The following is an 18,201-nucleotide window of genomic DNA, read 5'->3' on the forward strand; positions in this document are numbered from 1 at the left end:
CACAAAAAGCAGCCCTCCCACTTAGGGGAGGGCTCTTGCTGTGTTCGGAGGTTTATTTGGCTGACTGGTCATCAAGCCTGGTTAAATCATAAGGTGTTTGTTGATAAACCAAGTTCAACCAATTATGGAAGAAGAGATAAGCGCTAGATCGCCAACGATGTTGGGGCGGTAAATCCGCTTGGTCTTGCGGATAGTAGTTCAGAGGTAGGCAAACTTGGGGATTAGAACCGAGGTCTCGTCGATATTCCTGATCTAAGGTTAAGGCGTCGTATTCCATATGACCCGTGACAAAAATCTGACGATTGTCCTTAGAGGCGGCCAATAGGGTGCCTGTTTCAGGTGCAGTGGCCAGTACATCTAACTCTGGGTGCTGGGCCAGTCTCGCTTCGTCAATACCTGTGTGACGTGATTGTGGCGCCAAGAAAGAGTCGTCCATTCCTCGTGTTAGGGGATGGTGACGTTGGGTCAATTCATGACTAAAAATACCAAAGAGCTTAATAGGTAGGCTATGTTTAGTGATGCCATAGTCGGTATAGAGCCTTGCTTGCGCCCCCCAGCAGATATGGAGGCAAGAAAAGACATGGTTTTTAGACCAGTCGAAGATGCTTTGGAGTTCCGACCAGTAGGTGACGTCTTCGAAGTCAAGGTGCTCTACTGGAGCTCCCGTCACGATTAAGCCGTCATAATAGCGGTCCTGGATTTGATTAAATTGGTAGTAGAATTTCTCCAAGTGCGAGGCATTGGTGTGGCTGGACTTACGGCTCGACATCTGGAGGAAGTCAACTTCAATTTGCAGAGGTTGGCTACCTAGAAGGCGTAGAAATTGAAGTTCAGTTTCTTCTTTTTTGGGCATGAGGTTGAGGAGCAAAATTTTAAGCGGGCGAATATCCTGGCGCTGTGCTGTCTGCTCTTCCATGACCTGGATACCTTCATGAAGTAATTCTTGTTTGGCGGGTAGGCCATCAGCAATACGAATAGGCAAAGGGCAACCTCCTTACGCGATAACTCCTATCAAGTAAAGGAGCTTTTCTCTTATTGTAAGGGCTAAAGCGGGCAAGGGTCAATCATCTGGCTATATTGATTTTATAGGAGTATCTATAGTTTTTAACTATAAATATGTAGGATAAATAAAAAATATAGGGTATAAATAGCTATTTATCTTATAAAAGGCGAAAGAAAACATATAAAATAGGTGCTATTATTAAGTTGGAAATAAAAAATAAGAATACATTTAGAGAATATTCTAAGAAAGTTCAGCTTATTCCGAATATTTAGTGAAACGAATCTCTATTTATTTAGGAAAAGATTATGAAAATCAATGTATTGACCAAATGTCATTGACGTGATATAATTATTTCGAATTCGAGATAACTAAGTGCTTTAAGCGACTGCTTTTAGAACAGAGGGGAAGTAGTTCTTTTACTATGAGTCATTTCGAATTTAAGATGAGTGTGACAACGGGTGATATCAATTACTTCAATCACTTGTTTGGTAGAAACCTAAATCTTTAGCTACTTATGGTTCTTTTTCTCGCCCGATGGCGAGATCGGCTAACAGAAACTAACTTTGTCAAGCAACTGCGGCGCGTTGTAAATGGTGACAAAATATGTGAGTAGGCGAGAGAGGCGGGACAAGTGATAGCCACTAATTGGTAGTTGCAATGAATAGTGAACTCACTATTCGGATGGAGTGGAGACTTTCTCCCGTTGTTCACATTATCTGAGGTTGCCTTTTGAAAAGGCGGAAGATACCTCGCCTTGGCACCTATCGTAGACCACTAAGATTGAGGGATCTTGGTCAGATAGTCAAGGTACCATAGCTAGCAACAGGCTAGCGCAACCTTTTTAATTATTGGTTACTATTGATGATAGATGGCTCAGTTAGTGCTTTTCCCTTTAGGGGAAGGTAAAAGTACAGTTGGGTGGAGCATCTTCAGTCAAATAGGAAGTTTAGGGGCTTACCGATTACTTTTCTATTTTGACGCGTCTATCATTATGAGAAAAGCGTGTTGACTTGGGGAAGTCAACACGCTTATTCTTTATTATTGAGTTTTAAGGAAATGGATATACTTGTTTCCCCAGGCCCCCAATTGTTGAAGCACTAAACGAAATTCCATGCCGATAGCGGAAAGTTGATATTCTACCTTAGGTGGAATCTGAGGATAGGCCTTGCGAATAATGATGCCATCTTCTTCCAACTGACGTAATTGTTTGGTGAGGGTAGCTTGAGTGATTCCAGATAATTCACGGTGGAGAACATTAAAGCGTTTAGGACCTTGCTCGAGGGCGTGGAGGATGAGAATACTCCATTTGCCAGAGAGAACTTTTTGGGTAACAACAAAGGGGCAAGTAGGGAGTTTGTCACTGCTGAAGCGTGCCATATCTATTAAGTCCTTTACATAATTATTTTTGATACTTAATACAGTGTATAAAGTTATATTTAAAAGGTCAAGTATAAATATTTCTCTTGTTTAAAAAAACAAGACTTGTTATAATGGGACCTTAAGAAAAAATAGGAGGAGGTTGGCCAATGCATCAAGAATTAGCTTTGAAAGTGGTTGTGGGACTTATGCGGACCAGTGGCCAACTGACACAATTTTTAAAGAATGACGTTAGTAGTTACGGACTTAATTCGACAGAGTTTGGTGTTTTAGAATTGCTCTGGTCTAAAGGAGAGTACCCTGTACAGCAAATTGCTAAGAAGATTCTGATTTCTTCCTCCTCGACCACCTATGTCATTAATCAGCTAGAAAAAAAGGGGCTTGTTCAACGGAGAATTGATGCTAAGGATAGAAGGGTAGCTTATATTGGCCTAAGTCCATCAGGTTTTGATTTGATGCGAGAGATTTTTCCTGTTCACGTAGCCAAACTTGATAAAGTATTTGGTAACTTAAGCGAAGCGGAGTTGCAAGGGCTTAGCACCCTACTCAAGAAGATAAATTTCGATCTACCATAGGCGATTTCCATCCGTTTATAATAAAGTAGCGCTGTTCTGCCAGAAGAACAGCGCTACTTTTATATTTCAAGAAAGGACTGCTTTACTTAGTCATGCCCCACCCAGAAAGATGGGGCGTGTGAGTGCTACTCATAAGCCTATAGTTTGTCGCAAAAGGTCTATATTTTGTACAGTCAGGGTCATGCTATAATAAGGGTGAGGTGATGACGATGAAAGTAACATTTCCAGTAGATTTTTGGTGGGGTGGGGCAACTTCTGGCCCACAAAATGAAGGGCGATTCCATAAACCCCATGTCAATGTATTCGATTATCATTATGATACCAAGCCGGAAGATTTCTTCCGCTATGTTGGGCCGGATGTGGCATCCGATTTCTACCATTTATATGAGTCTGATATCGCCCTGTTCAAGGAGTTAGGGTTTAATAGTTTGCGGACCTCCATTCAATGGACCCGCTTGATTGATGATTTAGAGGAAGGAAGCTTGAATCCAAAGGGAGTAGCTTACTACAACCGGGTCATTGATGCCCTCATGGCTGCCGGCATTCGGCCGATTATCAATCTTCACCACTTTGATTTACCAATCGAACTCTATGAGCGTTACGGTGGTTGGGAGTCCAAGCATGTCGTAGAGCTTTTTGTGAAATTTGCGTGCCGGGCCTTTGAGTGTTTCGGTGATCGTGTAACGGACTGGATGACCTTCAATGAACCCATGGTAGTCGTAGAAGGCCAGTATCTCTATGGTTTCCACTATCCTATGTTGGTAGATGGCAAGAAGGCGGTTCAAGTAGCCTATAACCTACAATTAGCCTCTGCCAAGGCCATTCAAGCCTACCGCCAAATCAATCAAAATCCGCAAGGTCGGGTCACCATTGCTCTTAACCTAACGCCGGCTTATCCAGCTAGCCAATCTGAAGAAGATTTGGCGGCGGCACATTTTGCCAACTTATTTGTCAACCGCCTCTTCTTAGATGCTTCCGTTAAGGGGGAGTTTCCAGAGGAATTAGTGGCCATTCTGGCTAAAGATGGTGTGTTATGGGAATCGACGCCAGAAGAGTTAGCCATTATCCGCGACAATCGCGTGGATTATATCGGGGTTAACTACTACCACCCTCATCGGGTCAAGGCGCCAGAAATTTCGCCTAACAGTTTAACGGTTGACTGGATGCCGCAACGCTACTTTAACGATTATCAAATGCCAGGTCGGCGTATGAATGTGGACAAAGGCTGGGAAATCTATCCTCAAGCTCTCTATGATATTGCTAAGAACCTTCAAGACAATTATGATAATATCCCTTGGTTCGTCTCCGAGAACGGGATTGGCGTTTCGCGTGAGGAGCGCTATCTGGATCAGAAAGGGATTATCCAGGATCAGTATCGGATTCAGTTCTTCAGCGAACATCTCTACTGGCTTAACCAGGCCATGCAAGAAGGGGCCAACTGCTTTGGCTACCATGTCTGGACACCAGTCGACGGTTGGTCCTGGCTCAATGCCTACAAGAACCGCTATGGCTTAATCTCTAACGATATTCATACCCAGACCCGGACCGTCAAACAATCCGGCTGGTGGTTCAAAGATTTAACTGCTAATCATGAATTTGAATGGGAGGAAATGACATGACCGAGCAACTACTAGTTTGCGATGTCGGGGGAACAAGCGTGAAGTATGGCATCTTTGATGGGCAAGTCTTGAGCCATCAAGGGAAGTTTCCCACGCCAGAAACTTGGGAGGGACTCCAGTCCGAGCTTGCTAAACTCCGCCAAGAATTGGACGTGCCTATCAAAGGAATTGGCTTTTCCGTGCCAGGGAGCGTTTTGCCGGACAAGGGCCTTATCGAAGGCATTAGTGCCGTCCCTTATATCCATCATCGGCCTTTTGTTAAAGAAATGACCCAGGCCTTCCAAGTGCCTATCACCATTGAAAATGACGCCAACTGTGCGGCGGTAGCTGAAGTTCATTCAGGAGCTGCTCAGGGAGCCCAAGCCGCCGCCCTCCTAGTCTTAGGATCTGGTATTGGGGGCGCCCTAGTCTTAAATGGCCAGCTTTACCGGGGGCCAGGGGGCTTTGCTGGTGAGTTTGGTTATGGCATGGTCGACTTTAGTCGCCGGGTCAGCCCAACCATGAGCCCGGTCAATGTGGCACGGCGTTATAATGGGTCGAGCGACTTCAAGGCCCTTTTGGAACTGGCGGAACAAGGCTATCCAGAAGCTAAGGAAGCCGTCGATCAAATGGTAGATGACTTGGCTCTCTTGATTCATAATCTCTACGTCTTCATGGATTTGCCACTTATTTTGATTGGGGGGGCCTTGTCAGGCAATCAGGACTTCAGCCGGGCACTGGAAGAAAGGGTCAAGGCCTTCTTAGAAGCGTCTGAAGTTCCCCATCATCCTCAGGTACGTTCTTGTGCCCATCAAGCAGATGCTAATCTGATTGGGGCAGGAGTAACCTGGTTGGCAGCAGCTGAACTTAGTGAGTAGCCTGGCTTCCAAGGAGTCTAACTCGTTTAGCTTATATTTCAGGCATGACTGAAGTCATGCCTTTTTACTTTGATCTAACGCGACCATAAAGTCTAGTAAAATATCTGCTTAATTTAAGAGCGAGAGAGGGCCTTAAAAAGTACAAGTTAGTTGCTAGAGTCTCGGGCGAAATAACTATTTGCCTATACGGGTTTAGTGCACAATGTATGATTTAATACCTATAATTTTTAATAAATTACCTATGATTTGAGGATAGGAAGTCAGGGGCAATTGGCGTATAATACAAACTGTAAACGTTAACAGAAAAGAGGAGTGACAATGGAAGCAGCGAAAAAAGCTAAAAGCTCCAAAAAACGACGCAAATGGAAACAAAATATACCCTTGCTTATTATGACTTTACCGGGGCTGATTTGGCTCATTTTTTTCTACTATATTCCAGTATTGGGGAACGTGGTGGCCTTTAAGCAGTTCCGTTTCTCCAAGGGAGGATTTGTTCAGTCTATCCTCGACAGTAAATGGGTAGGGTTCGCCAACTTTAACTACCTATTTTCAAGTTCTAAGGCCTATCTTATTACCCGGAACACTGTCTTATACAACCTAGCCTTCATTATTATTGGCCTTATCTTCGCCGTTATGTTTGCGATTATTCTTAGCCAATTACGTAGTAAGCTTTTGGTTAAGACCATTCAAACCTCCATGCTCTTACCTTATTTCTTGTCATGGGTTATCATCAGTATTTTCGTCTTAACCTTCCTGTCTACGGACCGCGGGCTATTGAACCAAATGTTAGGGGATATGGGCATGAAGGCCGACACTAACTGGTATACAACGCCTGACATGTGGCCACCATTCCTTGTCTTCATGGGGATTTGGAAAGGGATTGGTTATTCTTCCATTATCTACTTCGCGACCATTGTGGGGATTGACCGGACCTACTATGAAGCCGCCCAAATGGATGGGGCCAGCAAGTGGGACCAAATTCGCCACGTTGTGATTCCGCATTTGGTACCAATGATGATTATTCTGGTTATCTTGGGGATTGGGAACATCTTCCGGGCCGACTTCGGTCTCTTCTACCAAGTGCCACTTCAATCTGGTCCACTTAAGAATGTGACGTCCGTCTTAGATACCTATATCTATGATGGTTTGAAAAACGCAGGGAACCTGGGGATGACCACCGCAGCCGGGCTTTATCAGTCCTTCGTTGGTTTCATCTTGTTGCTGTCAGCTAACTTGATTGTGCGCAAGATTGATCCAGATTCTGCTTTATTCTAGGAGGTGCCACCATGACTCAGACCAAGAAAAAACTGGGTAAGGTATCGGTGGATACCTTCGGCCCCAAAGCTAACTTCTTCTTCAGTCTTCTGATGACCTTGGTTGGTTTGACGGGTGTCTTTCCCTTCATCTTTGTTATCATCTTATCGCTGACCGATGAAAACTCTATTGTGCGGAACGGCTATCGCTTGATTCCGGATGCCTGGTCTACAGCAGGTTACGAGTATCTCTTTACGCAAAGTTCTACCATCGTCAATGCCTTTATGGTGACGGTCTTCGTGACCGTGGTTGGGACCTTGATTAACGTAACAGTTACGTCGACTTATGCCTATGCCTTATCACGACCTTACTTCATCTTCCGCCGCTTCTTCCTCTTCATCATTTTGGTGACCATGTTGGTAGGGGCTGGGATGGTGCCAAGCTATATCGTGATGACTTCCTTACTCAAGCTAAGAAACTCTATCTGGGCCTTGATCTTGCCAATGGCCTTGAGTCCATTCAACGTCATCATCATGCGGACCTTCTTCCGCAAGTCTATTCCTGAATCTATCATTGAATCCGCTCGGATTGACGGGGCAGGCGAATTTCGGATTTTCCGCCAAATCGTCCTACCACTGGCCATCCCAGGGATCGCAACTATCTCTCTCTTTGCGGCTATTGGTTTTTGGAACGACTGGTTTAGCGCTTTGCTTTACTTAGATGATCAAAACCTCTTCCCACTGCAATATGTCTTGATGCAAATCCAAGCCAATATTGACTATATCGTTAAAAATGCTGCCCAAGGGGCTTCGGCCGTATCGGGCGTCTCGATTCCGCGGGAAGCAACGCGTATGGCCATGGTGGTTATCTCAACCCTGCCAATCGCCTTAAGCTATCCTTTCTTCCAGAAATACTTTATTTCTGGTTTAACCATCGGTGGCGTCAAGGAATAGACGTGTCCACTCCATTCTTACAGGTAATAACAATATAAAAATTTTAGGAGGAATCCACAATGAAAATGAAACGTCTTGTACGTAATATGGCTATGTCTGCTTTAGCAGCAGTATCGGTAGCTTCTGTCTTCACTCCAGCTGTTAAAGCTGAAGAGCCAACTACTATCACCATGTACCAAATCGGGACACCACCTGATAACTTGGATCAACTTTTGGCTAAAGTTAACGAAGCTTTCGTTCGTGACTTAAACCTTAAACTTGAAATCCGCTACCTAGGTTGGGGTGAGTACGATGACAAGATGAACGTGATGACCAACTCAGGTGAAAAATACGACATCGCACGTGCCTCTGGCTACATCCAAAATGCTTCAAAAGGCGCTTATGCTGACTTGACTGACTTAATCAAAGAACACGCTCAAGACTCCTTCAAGTACTTAGATGAAGCTTACATCAAAGGGAACACAGTTGACGGCAAGATGTATGCTTTCCCAGTGAACGGGAACGTTTATGCGCAAGAGTTCTACACCTTCAACCCAACCTTCTTGAAGAAATATGACCTCAAATTAGACGGTATCAAAGAACTCAAAGATGTAGAACCTCTCTTACAAACCATTAAAGACAAAGAACCTAGTGTAGCACCTTTAGCTGCAGGTCGTGGCTGGCGTGTAGGGCATGACTTTGACTATGTCATTGGGGATGCTGTACCACTCGGGGTTTACCTCAAAGGCGATACTGCCAAAATTGTGAACCCTTATGAAGAAACAGATGCCTTCATTCCAGAAATCAAGGTAATGCACGAATTCTACAAGAAAGGCTTCGTACCTAAAGACGCTGCCACTTCTGACCAAGGTTACCCATTAGATGCTGATACTTGGTTCATGCGTCGTGAAACAGTAGGGCCACGTGACTACGGTAACTACTTACTCCGTGCTGTTTCTGGTAAAGCCTTAGAAATCGTGCCTCACGGCGACACCATTATCAAGACTAACGCTCAAGCACGCATGTCTAACTTCGTTATCGCTCAAAACTCTGATCACGTTGAAGAGTCAGTTAAATTGCTTAACTACATCAACTCTAAACCAGAAATCATGAACACCTTGGTTTACGGTCTAGAAGGCGAGAACTGGGAAAAAGTTGGCGAAGACAAGATCAAACTCTTGCCTAAGTACAACGAAGGTGCAACTCACATGTCTGCATGGAACACAGGGAACGCTGCCTTGCTTTACAAAGATGAACGCATCACACCAGAACAATTGGCTGCTTCTGAAAAAGGCTTGAAAGAAGCAACAGAGTCTCCACTCTTAGGTTTCAACTTCAACCAAGAACCTGTAGCGGACGAAATTGCTAACGTCAACAACGTCGTTAACGAATATGTTGCAGGTCTCCACACTGGTACTGTTGACCCTGAAAAAGTCTTACCTGAGTTCAACAAAGCTTTGAAAGACGCAGGTATTGATAAGATCAAGGAAGAAATGCAACGTCAATACGACGAATTCTTGAAAAACAAAAACTAATGCCTAATGAATGAGGCGAGGCTGGGACTCAGTTCCAGCCTCTTGTTGTTAAAAGACGGCTCAATCCTTGCGGCTCGAAAGCAGAAGGCGGGAGCTTTTGCACTCCCTCGTATCAAAGATTAAGGATTGAAAGAAAGGAAGAAAAGAGATGTCAGCTCCTTACCAAACCATTGATACCCGTTGGGGGACGCGGAATAGTCACCGCTTAGGTCAGGGCAACACCCTGCCTTATACTGGGGTGCCCTTTGGCATGAACCATTTTGTTTTGGAGACTCGGCCTGGGGAACCACGCTTTTTCCATCCGGAAGATGGGACTGCCTTTGGGATTCGTTTGACCCACCAACCCAGTCCCTGGATGGGCGACTTTGCCTGGGTGACTTGGCAGGTGGCCTGCCTAACGGATAAGGAGTGGGGTCAACTTAAGAGTCCGTTGTCGGCTGAGGCCAGTCGAGAACTAGCGAGTTCTGGCTATCGCGGTGATCTAGCTCAATTTCGGCCGGGCTTTTTGTCCTACCAACGTTTGCGGGATGGTTTGCAGGTGGCTTGTTGTCCAACGCGGGATGGGGCCAGTCTTAAGGTGACACCTAACCGGCGCTATCCTAAGGGGCATTGGGTCATGAGCTTGATTTTGGCCCAAAGTGGTTGGTATGAGTTAGAGGGTCATCAGCTGACTTTCTACACCAATCAGCTGGCAGGGTCTAAGTACGGTCAGTATGGTCAATATAGCCGGATGCTAGCGCCGGAGGGGGTGACCTTTGAGCTGTGCCAGGTGGTGGATTTGGGAGAGGGTCTCCACCAACTTTGGCTAGAGTTGGCCGGCATTGAAGCTATCTCAAACCAGTCCTTGCATTTGGAATGGGTGACCTCTTATATTAGTCCAGCCCAGCTGGAGCTTAATTATCGGCAATCCAATTTCTTCGGCCAGTCCTGGGACCAGCAGTGCGCACAGACAGAGGCAGCGTGGGAGGACTATCTAAGCCGTTTGACAGTTAGTCATCGAGAGGCCAAGCTAGTCGATCGATTTTATCATTGTCTCTATCGGACGGCCACCTTCCCTCAGGCGGCCTATGAGTGGTCGGCGGCCGGGGAGCCTATTCATCAATCGCCTTATACGGGGAAGTTGGAGCCTGGCTACTTCTTGACCAATAATGGCTACTGGGACACCTTCCGGACTAATTACCCACTCTATGCCTTAATTGTGCCTGAAATGGTGCCACTCTTCCTAGAAGGCATTCTAGCAGTTGCCCGAGAAGATGGCTTCTTGCCTAAATGGTTGTCTCCTGACGAACGGGGGCTTATGCCAGGGACCTTGGTGGATGCAGTCATTGCGGATGCCGTCGTTAAGGACCTAGTCCCATCAGATTTGGCCCTGGAGCTTTATCAGGCCATGCTTTATACGGCTGAGACAGAGAGTGTTCACCACTTGGAAGGCCGCCAGGGAGCTAGCGATTATCGTCGCTTGGGCTATTTGCCAGTAAGCGATGGCGAGTCGGTCAATAAAAGTCTGGACTACGCCTACAGCGACTTCTGTATTAGTCAGGTAGCCCAGGCCTTGGGCGATTGGGAGAGAGCTAAGGACTACCGCCAACAATCACTCAACTACCGCCATCTATTCGATGACGAAACTGGGCTGATGCGGGCCAAGGATCAAGCTGGCCAATTCCTAGGCGACTTTGTCAGCCAAGCCTGGGGTGGCCCTTATACCGAAGGTTCTGCTTGGCAGCAGTCTTTCGCGGTCTATCATAATTTGGCTGATTTAGTGGCCCTACATGGCGGAGATGCTGCCTTCTACGAGCAGCTGCGGGCTTTAGTTAATCAACCTGCCAGCTACCGGGTGGATGGCTATGGCTATGAAATTCATGAAATGTTAGAAATGGCCCGTCGCGACTGGGGCCAGCTGGCCCTGTCCAATCAGCCCAGCTTCCATTTGCCTTACTTGCCAATCTATGCTGGCTACCCACATATGGCCCATCAATTGCTTAAATCGCTCATGCTAGAAGCCTTTAAGTTGGAAGAAGAGGGCTATATTGGCGACGAGGACAACGGCTCCTTATCAGCCTGGTTTGTTTTGAGTTCTCTTGGAATTTATGCCGTGACCCCAGGGACTAATCAATATGTCTTAGGGATCAGTATCTGGGACCAGGCCAGTCTCAACCTAAGTGAGGGACGGGGCTTCCAATGGACTACCCTGAATCCTAGCCAGGTACTCAATGTGGTTTTGAGCCGCCAATTAAATGGCCAAGATTATGATGCTCACTTCCTGACTTATGAGGATATCATGGCGGGTGGCCAATTAGAGCAAGAGCTAGGCTTCCTGCCGTCACTGAATCCAACGGAGCCATCTTTAAGACCGTTTTCTCTAGCGCTAAATGGCCAAAGGGAGTATAATAGTCTTGATTGTAAGATAGAGGAGGAAGCGCATGGAAACTAAACTTGTTGAGATGATGATGCGAGTCTACTATTGGATGAAGGGAGCTGCCTTTTTCTGGTTAGGGTGGTTGGCTGGATTGGGCATTTTTGGCACCATGGCTAGTCTGACGGCCTTAACTGAAGCCCACCAAAGCGCTAAGTGGCGGGCAGACCTGCTAACCTTCTCTGGCTTTTGGGATAGCTATAAGGCCAACCGCCGTGATAGTTGGGGCCTTAATCTCTTCTATACCCTCTTGTCTGTTTTCCTGTGCTGGTTGATTTTTATTACGTCTCAAATGCGGGGTCTGATCTTCTTGGTGGCCCTTGTCATCCAAGTGACCGTTTTAGTCTTAGTGAACCTAGCTTTAGTGGCAGAGAGTCAAATGCGGGTAGTCTACCAGGGGGAAGCTAGCCAATTCATTAAGTTTAGCTTCTTCCAACTTTTGGTGACGCCACGTCCCAACCTTCTGACCTTGGTTTATAGTTTGGTTATTGTCTGGGTGGTGATGACCTTCCCCGCCTTGGCCTTTATCTTCGCGGTCCCTCTCTGGGTGACTAGCTTGTCGTCCTTCTATTTGAGAGAATGGCGCCGGCAAGGAGTGATTCCGCATGAGCCAGAAGAAGAATCCCAATCGCTTTAGTCGGCTCTTACGCTACTATGCGACCCTGATTTTGGTCTTAGTTTTTCTTCTGCCTCTAGTAGCGGTCTACTTGCTCTATCAACATAACATTAACAATGCCCTGGCTGAGCTCAATCTCATGCACTACCATATTCAGACAGAACTCAGTCAGGCCGACCAAGACACCCAAAAAATTGCGCAAAAACTGACGGAGTCAACCAAGCAGATTGAAGCCTTGCGCCATTATGCCAATTATAGCTACCAGGAGTCGTTAGAGAGTTTTCTGATGAATCGTCAGTACAATCTCTATTTACCTGATAAGCTCTATCGGCTTCATCGGGAGTTTCAAGACATTACCTCGATTCTTATCCATGTCGATAATGCCAAAGAACTGATTGTCTCTACAGCGGACAACACACGTGGGCGTAAGATGATGCCGTCTGATATAAGTAAAGAAGAGGGTCAAGAGATTGGCTTTGACCGCCCTTTATTTGACTTGCGTTCTGGCCATAGTTTGGGGCAGGTACAAGTCAACTACCATGCCGATCGTTTCTTCCAAGGGCTGGCTGAGTCGCCGCTCTTAACCAAGGCTCAAACTGTCGTCGTCGATGCCAAGCTAAAACGCATGCTCCTAGAACGAGGCAAGCTGAGTCAAGACAAGCTGCAAGCGGTCATCAGAGGAGAAAACGTGCCTTCTGGCTACCTGATCAGCCGCATGGAGACGGGCGAAGATTTACTAATCATCAGCCTTCTGCCTAAGTCGATCATCTGGCAACGGGTTACGGGTCCAGTATTAGTGATTACCTTGATTACCATACTTGTGGCAGTCATCCTCTTGGCCTTGCTTTATCGTTTCTTCGGGGCCTATTCCAATCAGGTTCATGATATGGTCACGACCCTCAAGCGAATTGGAGAAGGGCAATTTTACTATCGTATTCGGGAAACGGATAAGCGGGATGAACTACGGGAAATTACCCATTCCATTAATACCATGTTAGACCAGTATCAGGTTAACATACAGGAACTCTATTCCATGGAAGCCCGAGAGCACGAAGCCATTCTCAAGGCTTTGCAGTCGCAAATCAATCCGCATTTTATGTATAATACCTTGGAATTTATTCGCATGAGTGCCCTAACGGAGGGGGCGGATGAGTTAGCCGATATCGTCTATGACTTCGCTGCCCTACTCAGGAATAATATTAGCGATGAGAAGGAGACGACCTTGGAACGTGAGCTTTCCTTCTGTCGCAAATATATCCATCTCTACCAGGTGCGTTATCCTAACAAACTACAGGTAGAGATTGAAGTGGCGCCAGAATGTCAAGCCTTCGTCTTGCCTAAGTTTACCCTGCAACCCTTAATCGAAAACTATTTTGTGCATGGCGTAGATTTTGCCAGAAGCGATAACCGCTTGGCCATCAAAGCCTGGGTGGAAGGCGTGGCCGACCAAGCTAGCCTGACTAGCAGGCTCTGGATTGAAGTGTCTGATAATGGGAGAGGTATGTCCCCAGAAACCCTCAGCGCCTTAAATCAAGGATTAAGAGAAGGAGCTCGACCCATTGAACCGAATAGCCGGCAGTCAATTGGAATCTTTAATGTGGCTGAGCGACTCCATCATTATTTTGGTAGCGAGGCTACTTTATCTTATCAAATAAATGAAGAAGGAGGTGTCCGTGTATGGCTCCAGTGTCCTTTCAACCCACCCCACTCAGGGTCATGATTGTGGACGATGAGTACATGATTGTCAAAGGCTTAGAACGCCTGATCCGCTGGCAAGAACTAGGTTTGCAACTTGTGGGGACAGCTGGTAATGGCCAGGAAGCCTTGGACTTAATGTGTCACCAAGCGGTGGATATTGTCATCACCGATGTCAATATGCCTAACGTGACGGGGATTGATTTTATTAGTCAAGCCAAGGACCTAGGCCAGGACTTTGTCTTCATTTTTGTGTCAGGTTATCAGGAATTTGAGTACGTTAAGCGAGGCATGGAATTAGGAGCCAAAAATTATCTGCTTAAGCCTATCGACAAGGTAGAGCTTCATCGGGTGCTTAGCCAAGTGGCCCAAGAAATCCGGGATAAGCGAGCCCTAGCTCAGGTTATTTCTGACCATGAGCAAGCTCAACTGACTAGTTGGCTAGAGATAGGCCAAGGGAGCTTGCCTCTTCGTTACCAGGATGTCACTGCCCCCAATTGGCAGTGGGTTTTGGCACAAAAGACTTGTCAGCCCCAATTGTTGGCTGCAGGTGGTTGGTCTATTATGGTGCTAGGTGACTGGCTACTAGGGATTATACCTCAGTCGGATTTTAAGCAAGATCCTCAAGATAGTGGCATGCAAATACAGACTAATCTGTCGCTGACCAACATCCATCATAAACTCCAAGCCTTCCTTCAGGCTGAGAGTCGACGGCTTTTCTATGAATGGGAGTGGGATGAGGAGCGAGCTAGGCAAATCTTTTGGCAGAATGAGAGTGACGCTTCCCAAACGGATCCTACAACCGTTAAGTTAGTCGATCAATTAGTGGGCCACCTCTATGAAGCCATCGATAATCAGAATAGCATTAAACTGGATGCGGACTTAGATAGCTTCTTGGCCTTTTGTCAGGAGCAGGAACTAGCGCCTCAGGAAGTGGTGCAATTAACGGCCTTGATTCGGCATTACTTTGATATTAAATCTAACCAGCATACCCCAACCAGTCTCCTAGATGAAGGGGCCAATCAGCCTCTGACTTTTGCCTCGCTAAGCCAACACCTCAAGGAAAGTTTGGATTTAGGTGGACGTGAGAAGCGTCACCACCTCTATCCGCCAATAGTCAATGAAGTCTTGGCGGCTATCTATGAACGCTATAACGAGAATATCTCCATGAAGAGTTTGGCCGATGACCTCCATGTCAATGTCATGTACTTGGGCCAACTCTTTAAGCGTGAGGTCGGTATGACTCTGTCCCGCTATATCAATCAATATCGTCTAGCCATCGCCAAGGATTTACTGATTGCGTCTAAGCTGTCGGTGGCCCAGATTGCGGTCAAGGTTGGCTATCAGAATCAAGCCTATTTTTATCGGGTCTTTAAACAATCTGAGGGTGTCAGTCCCAAAGAGTATCGTCAACACTATCATGATCACCTTAAGGCTCAGGAAGATAAGCAAACTACACGGTAAGGTTTGGCCTTGCCGTGTTTTTATTTAGGACCGGGACAGAATCCTGTGGACTAAGTGGGGCTCTTTTTAGCGAAAATACATTGTATTTTGACCCAATCAAGAGTAAAATAGTACTGATACAAAAGAATGCAAATCTATAGAAAAGGTGGCAGTATGATTTTGAATAAAGATATAGCCGGCTATGTCATAGACATCGTTGAAAGATTAAATCGGGGGCAGAAACAATTTTTCTGGGCCATCAGTGACTTAATAAGTTTTATTGTAGCCATTGTGGTATCCTATGTCCTCTTCTATACCTTGATTAACCCCAATCCCTTTGACTATATTGTGTATGTGGGGTTAACTTTTGCAATTTACCAAGTCTTAACCCATCTTATGGGCTTGGCAGCAAGTATGAGCCGCTACAATTCCCTAGATGAATTTATGAAGCTCTTTTCCACCATCGCCATTTCCAGTGTGGTGGGCTATGGCATTAGCTATGTTTTCTTGCCTCAGTTTTCAGTTCGCTTCTTGGTTCTCTTCATTCTCTTGAGTACCTTCTTGGTCTTTGCACCACGTTTGATTTGGCAGCTCTTATACTCCCAACGTGATCGCGGCCAGGAGGTGGCGACCAGTCGCCGGATTTTCCTAATTGGGGCTGGGGACGGAGGCGCGGCCTTCATGAACAGCTATCAACCTCAAACCAGTGATTTGGACATTGTGGGGATATTGGATAACGACCTCAATAAGAAGGGGCAACAGCTAAGTGGCGTGCCGGTCTTAGGTCGTTACGATGACTTAGCCAGCCTAGCCAAAGAATATGATATTGATGAAGTCATTGTGGCTATTCCCTCTCTTGAACCGCGCGAATATGAACGTATCCTCGAAATGTGTAACGAGGCGGGCTTAACTGTCTATAAAATGCCTAAGGTTGAAGATGTTATTCAAGGGGCTGGCCCACAACGCAATGAGATTAAGAAAATTGACATTGTAGACCTCTTGGGTCGTAAGGAAATCCGCCTGGATGAGTCATGCCTAGACCAAGAGTTAAGCCATAAAACCATCTTAGTGACCGGGGCAGGTGGCTCAATCGGGAGCGAAATCTGTCGCCAAGTGAGTCGCTTCAAGCCTAAACGGGTTATTCTCTTAGGTCATGGCGAAAACTCTATTTATCTGATTTACCATGAATTAATTAAGAGTCATCCAGAAATTGAATATGTGCCCGTTATTGCAGATATTCAAGATTACCCACGCTTATTACAAGTTTTCCAAGATTATCAACCAGCTATCGTCTATCATGCAGCAGCTCATAAGCATGTGCCGATGATGGAACGTAACCCTAAGGAAGCCCTCAAGAATAATATCCACGGGACCTATAATGTAGCCAAAGCAGTCGACCAAGCCGGTGTACCTAAGATGGTCATGATCTCGACAGATAAGGCGGTCAACCCACCTAACGTGATGGGGGCAACCAAGCGTGTGGCCGAACTGATTGTGACAGGCTTCAATAAGACCAGTCAATCTACCTATTGTGCCGTTCGCTTCGGTAATGTCTTAGGTAGCCGAGGCAGTGTCATTCCAGTCTTCGAACGACAAATTGCTGCAGGTGGCCCGCTGACGGTGACCGATTTCCGCATGACCCGTTACTTTATGACCATTCCGGAAGCTAGCCGCTTAGTCATTCATGCCGGAGCATATGCCCGCGACGGCGAAGTCTTCATCTTAGATATGGGTGAACCTGTTAAGATTTATGACTTAGCTAAGAAAATGGTCCTGCTTAGTGGTCATACTGAAAAAGAAATCCCAATTGTTGAAGTAGGCATTCGTCCGGGTGAGAAACTCTATGAAGAGCTCTTGGTGGCATCAGAATTTGTAGATAACCAAGTACATGATCAAATCTTCGTTGGTAAGGTAAATACCATGCCACTGGCTACCATTGAAGCTAAGATGGCAGAATTCGACACCTTAGAAGGCGATGTGCTCAAGGAAGCCATCATTGGTTTCGCCAATCAAACCACTCAAGCTGACTAGGAGGCTCCCTAGATGAAATCAAAACTCCAGCATTTGCTTTTAATGGTCGTCTTGGCCCTAGTGGCCAGTCTGTGGCAAGGGCCTCAAGTTCAGGCAACGCCAGATTCTGAGCCTATGTCTTTCCTCTTTCTAGGAATTGACACGGGGGAATTGGGTCGGACAGAACAAGGGCGTTCCGATGCCATCATGGTGATGACCCTGAACCCTAGCCATAAAACCTTACGCCTCGTTAGTCTACCGCGAGACACCTATGTCAATATTGAGGGCTACGAGGGCATGGATAAGCTCAACCACGCCTATGCCTATGGTGGTGCGGAGTTATCCAAACTAACCGTCGAGCACTTACTAGGCGTCCCCATCCAACACTATCTAGCGCTTAATATGAAGGGGCTAGAAGATTTGGTGGATTTAGTGGGCGGCGTAGAAGTAGTGCCACCTGAAACATTTACCATTGATGGCTATGAATTTTACCAAGACACGCCGGTTTATTTAGATGGCCGGACAGCCCTCTACTATGTGCGAGATCGCTTTTCTTCAAGCGGTGACTATGCCCGCCAAGCCCGTCAACGACAAGTGCTTGAAGCCCTAATGCATAAGGCGCAAGATGCTTCTTTTAAGCTAGATCCTTTGAAAGTTGCGTCACTTATGACATCTGTCTCGACTGACTTGTCCCTGGATCAATTGATGGGCCTCTTCAACCAGTATCGTCAGGCCGATTTACAGCTTGAACTTGGCCAGCTACAAGGGCAGGGCCAAACCATTAATGGGGTTTACTACGATATTCCTGATCAAGCCTCTCTAGCTGAATTGCGCACGACCTTGCTATCTGATCTAAAAGAATAGGAGACTCC

14 protein-coding genes are annotated in these 18,201 nt (G+C 46.3%); 12 read left to right on the forward strand and 2 right to left on the reverse strand.

Annotated features, from left to right (window positions below; genetic code table 11):
* Positions 1-52 precede the first annotated feature (52 nt).
* Together metA and HMPREF3093_RS06730 are read right to left on the reverse strand one after the other, a co-directional pair.
* Positions 53-982 carry a homoserine O-succinyltransferase gene (metA, locus tag HMPREF3093_RS06725; RefSeq protein ID WP_070756230.1) on the reverse strand — a complete coding sequence of 310 codons (930 nt, stop codon included), beginning with the start codon at positions 980-982 and terminating at the stop codon, positions 53-55.
* Between the two features lie 1,059 nt (positions 983-2,041).
* Entirely contained in the window at positions 2,042-2,380 is a 339-nt protein-coding gene (locus tag HMPREF3093_RS06730; RefSeq protein ID WP_070756231.1) for a winged helix-turn-helix transcriptional regulator, read from the reverse strand.
* Positions 2,381-2,529: 149 nt separating this feature from the next.
* On the opposite strand from HMPREF3093_RS06730, the gene HMPREF3093_RS06735 reads away from it, so the two are divergent.
* The 12 genes from HMPREF3093_RS06735 (at position 2,530) to HMPREF3093_RS06790 (ending at position 18,193) form a co-directional block, all read left to right on the forward strand.
* Positions 2,530-2,955, forward strand: coding sequence for a MarR family winged helix-turn-helix transcriptional regulator (locus HMPREF3093_RS06735; RefSeq protein WP_070756232.1), 426 nt, complete (start codon positions 2,530-2,532; stop codon positions 2,953-2,955).
* Positions 2,956-3,164: 209 nt separating this feature from the next.
* Positions 3,165-4,574 (forward strand): glycoside hydrolase family 1 protein, encoded by a 1,410-nt coding sequence (locus tag HMPREF3093_RS06740; RefSeq protein ID WP_070756233.1) that lies wholly within the window; start codon positions 3,165-3,167, stop codon positions 4,572-4,574.
* A complete protein-coding gene (locus HMPREF3093_RS06745; RefSeq protein WP_070756234.1) occupies positions 4,571-5,431 on the forward strand; it encodes an ROK family protein in 861 nt (286 codons plus the stop codon). Before HMPREF3093_RS06740 ends, HMPREF3093_RS06745 begins: the two co-directional genes overlap by 4 nt.
* Positions 5,432-5,749: 318 nt before the next feature.
* Positions 5,750-6,706 (forward strand): ABC transporter permease, encoded by a 957-nt coding sequence (locus tag HMPREF3093_RS06750; protein ID WP_023391291.1) that lies wholly within the window; start codon positions 5,750-5,752, stop codon positions 6,704-6,706.
* 11 nt (positions 6,707-6,717) lie between these two features.
* Positions 6,718-7,638, forward strand: a complete 921-nt coding sequence (locus tag HMPREF3093_RS06755) for a carbohydrate ABC transporter permease (protein ID WP_023391290.1) — start codon at positions 6,718-6,720, stop codon at positions 7,636-7,638.
* A gap of 59 nt (positions 7,639-7,697) precedes the next feature.
* A complete protein-coding gene (locus HMPREF3093_RS06760; RefSeq protein WP_070756235.1) occupies positions 7,698-9,152 on the forward strand; it encodes an ABC transporter substrate-binding protein in 1,455 nt (484 codons plus the stop codon).
* A 148-nt stretch (positions 9,153-9,300) separates the two neighbouring features.
* Positions 9,301-11,583, forward strand: a complete 2,283-nt coding sequence (locus tag HMPREF3093_RS06765; RefSeq protein ID WP_070756236.1) for a GH92 family glycosyl hydrolase — start codon at positions 9,301-9,303, stop codon at positions 11,581-11,583.
* A complete protein-coding gene (locus HMPREF3093_RS06770) occupies positions 11,573-12,202 on the forward strand; it encodes a DUF624 domain-containing protein (protein WP_070756237.1) in 630 nt (209 codons plus the stop codon). Before HMPREF3093_RS06765 ends, HMPREF3093_RS06770 begins: the two co-directional genes overlap by 11 nt.
* Positions 12,171-13,901, forward strand: coding sequence for a sensor histidine kinase (locus HMPREF3093_RS06775; RefSeq protein ID WP_070756238.1), 1,731 nt, complete (start codon positions 12,171-12,173; stop codon positions 13,899-13,901). Before HMPREF3093_RS06770 ends, HMPREF3093_RS06775 begins: the two co-directional genes overlap by 32 nt.
* Complete coding sequence (locus HMPREF3093_RS06780) at positions 13,859-15,340, forward strand: response regulator transcription factor (protein WP_070756239.1); 1,482 nt, start codon at positions 13,859-13,861, stop codon at positions 15,338-15,340. Before HMPREF3093_RS06775 ends, HMPREF3093_RS06780 begins: the two co-directional genes overlap by 43 nt.
* Before the next feature lie 159 nt (positions 15,341-15,499).
* Complete coding sequence (locus HMPREF3093_RS06785; protein WP_070756385.1) at positions 15,500-17,350, forward strand: polysaccharide biosynthesis protein; 1,851 nt, start codon at positions 15,500-15,502, stop codon at positions 17,348-17,350.
* A 12-nt stretch (positions 17,351-17,362) separates the two neighbouring features.
* Positions 17,363-18,193 (forward strand): LCP family protein, encoded by an 831-nt coding sequence (locus HMPREF3093_RS06790; RefSeq protein ID WP_070756240.1) that lies wholly within the window; start codon positions 17,363-17,365, stop codon positions 18,191-18,193.
* Positions 18,194-18,201 lie beyond the last annotated feature (8 nt).

Source organism: Abiotrophia sp. HMSC24B09 (genome assembly GCF_001815865.1).
Lineage (GTDB): Bacteria > Bacillota > Bacilli > Lactobacillales > Aerococcaceae > Abiotrophia.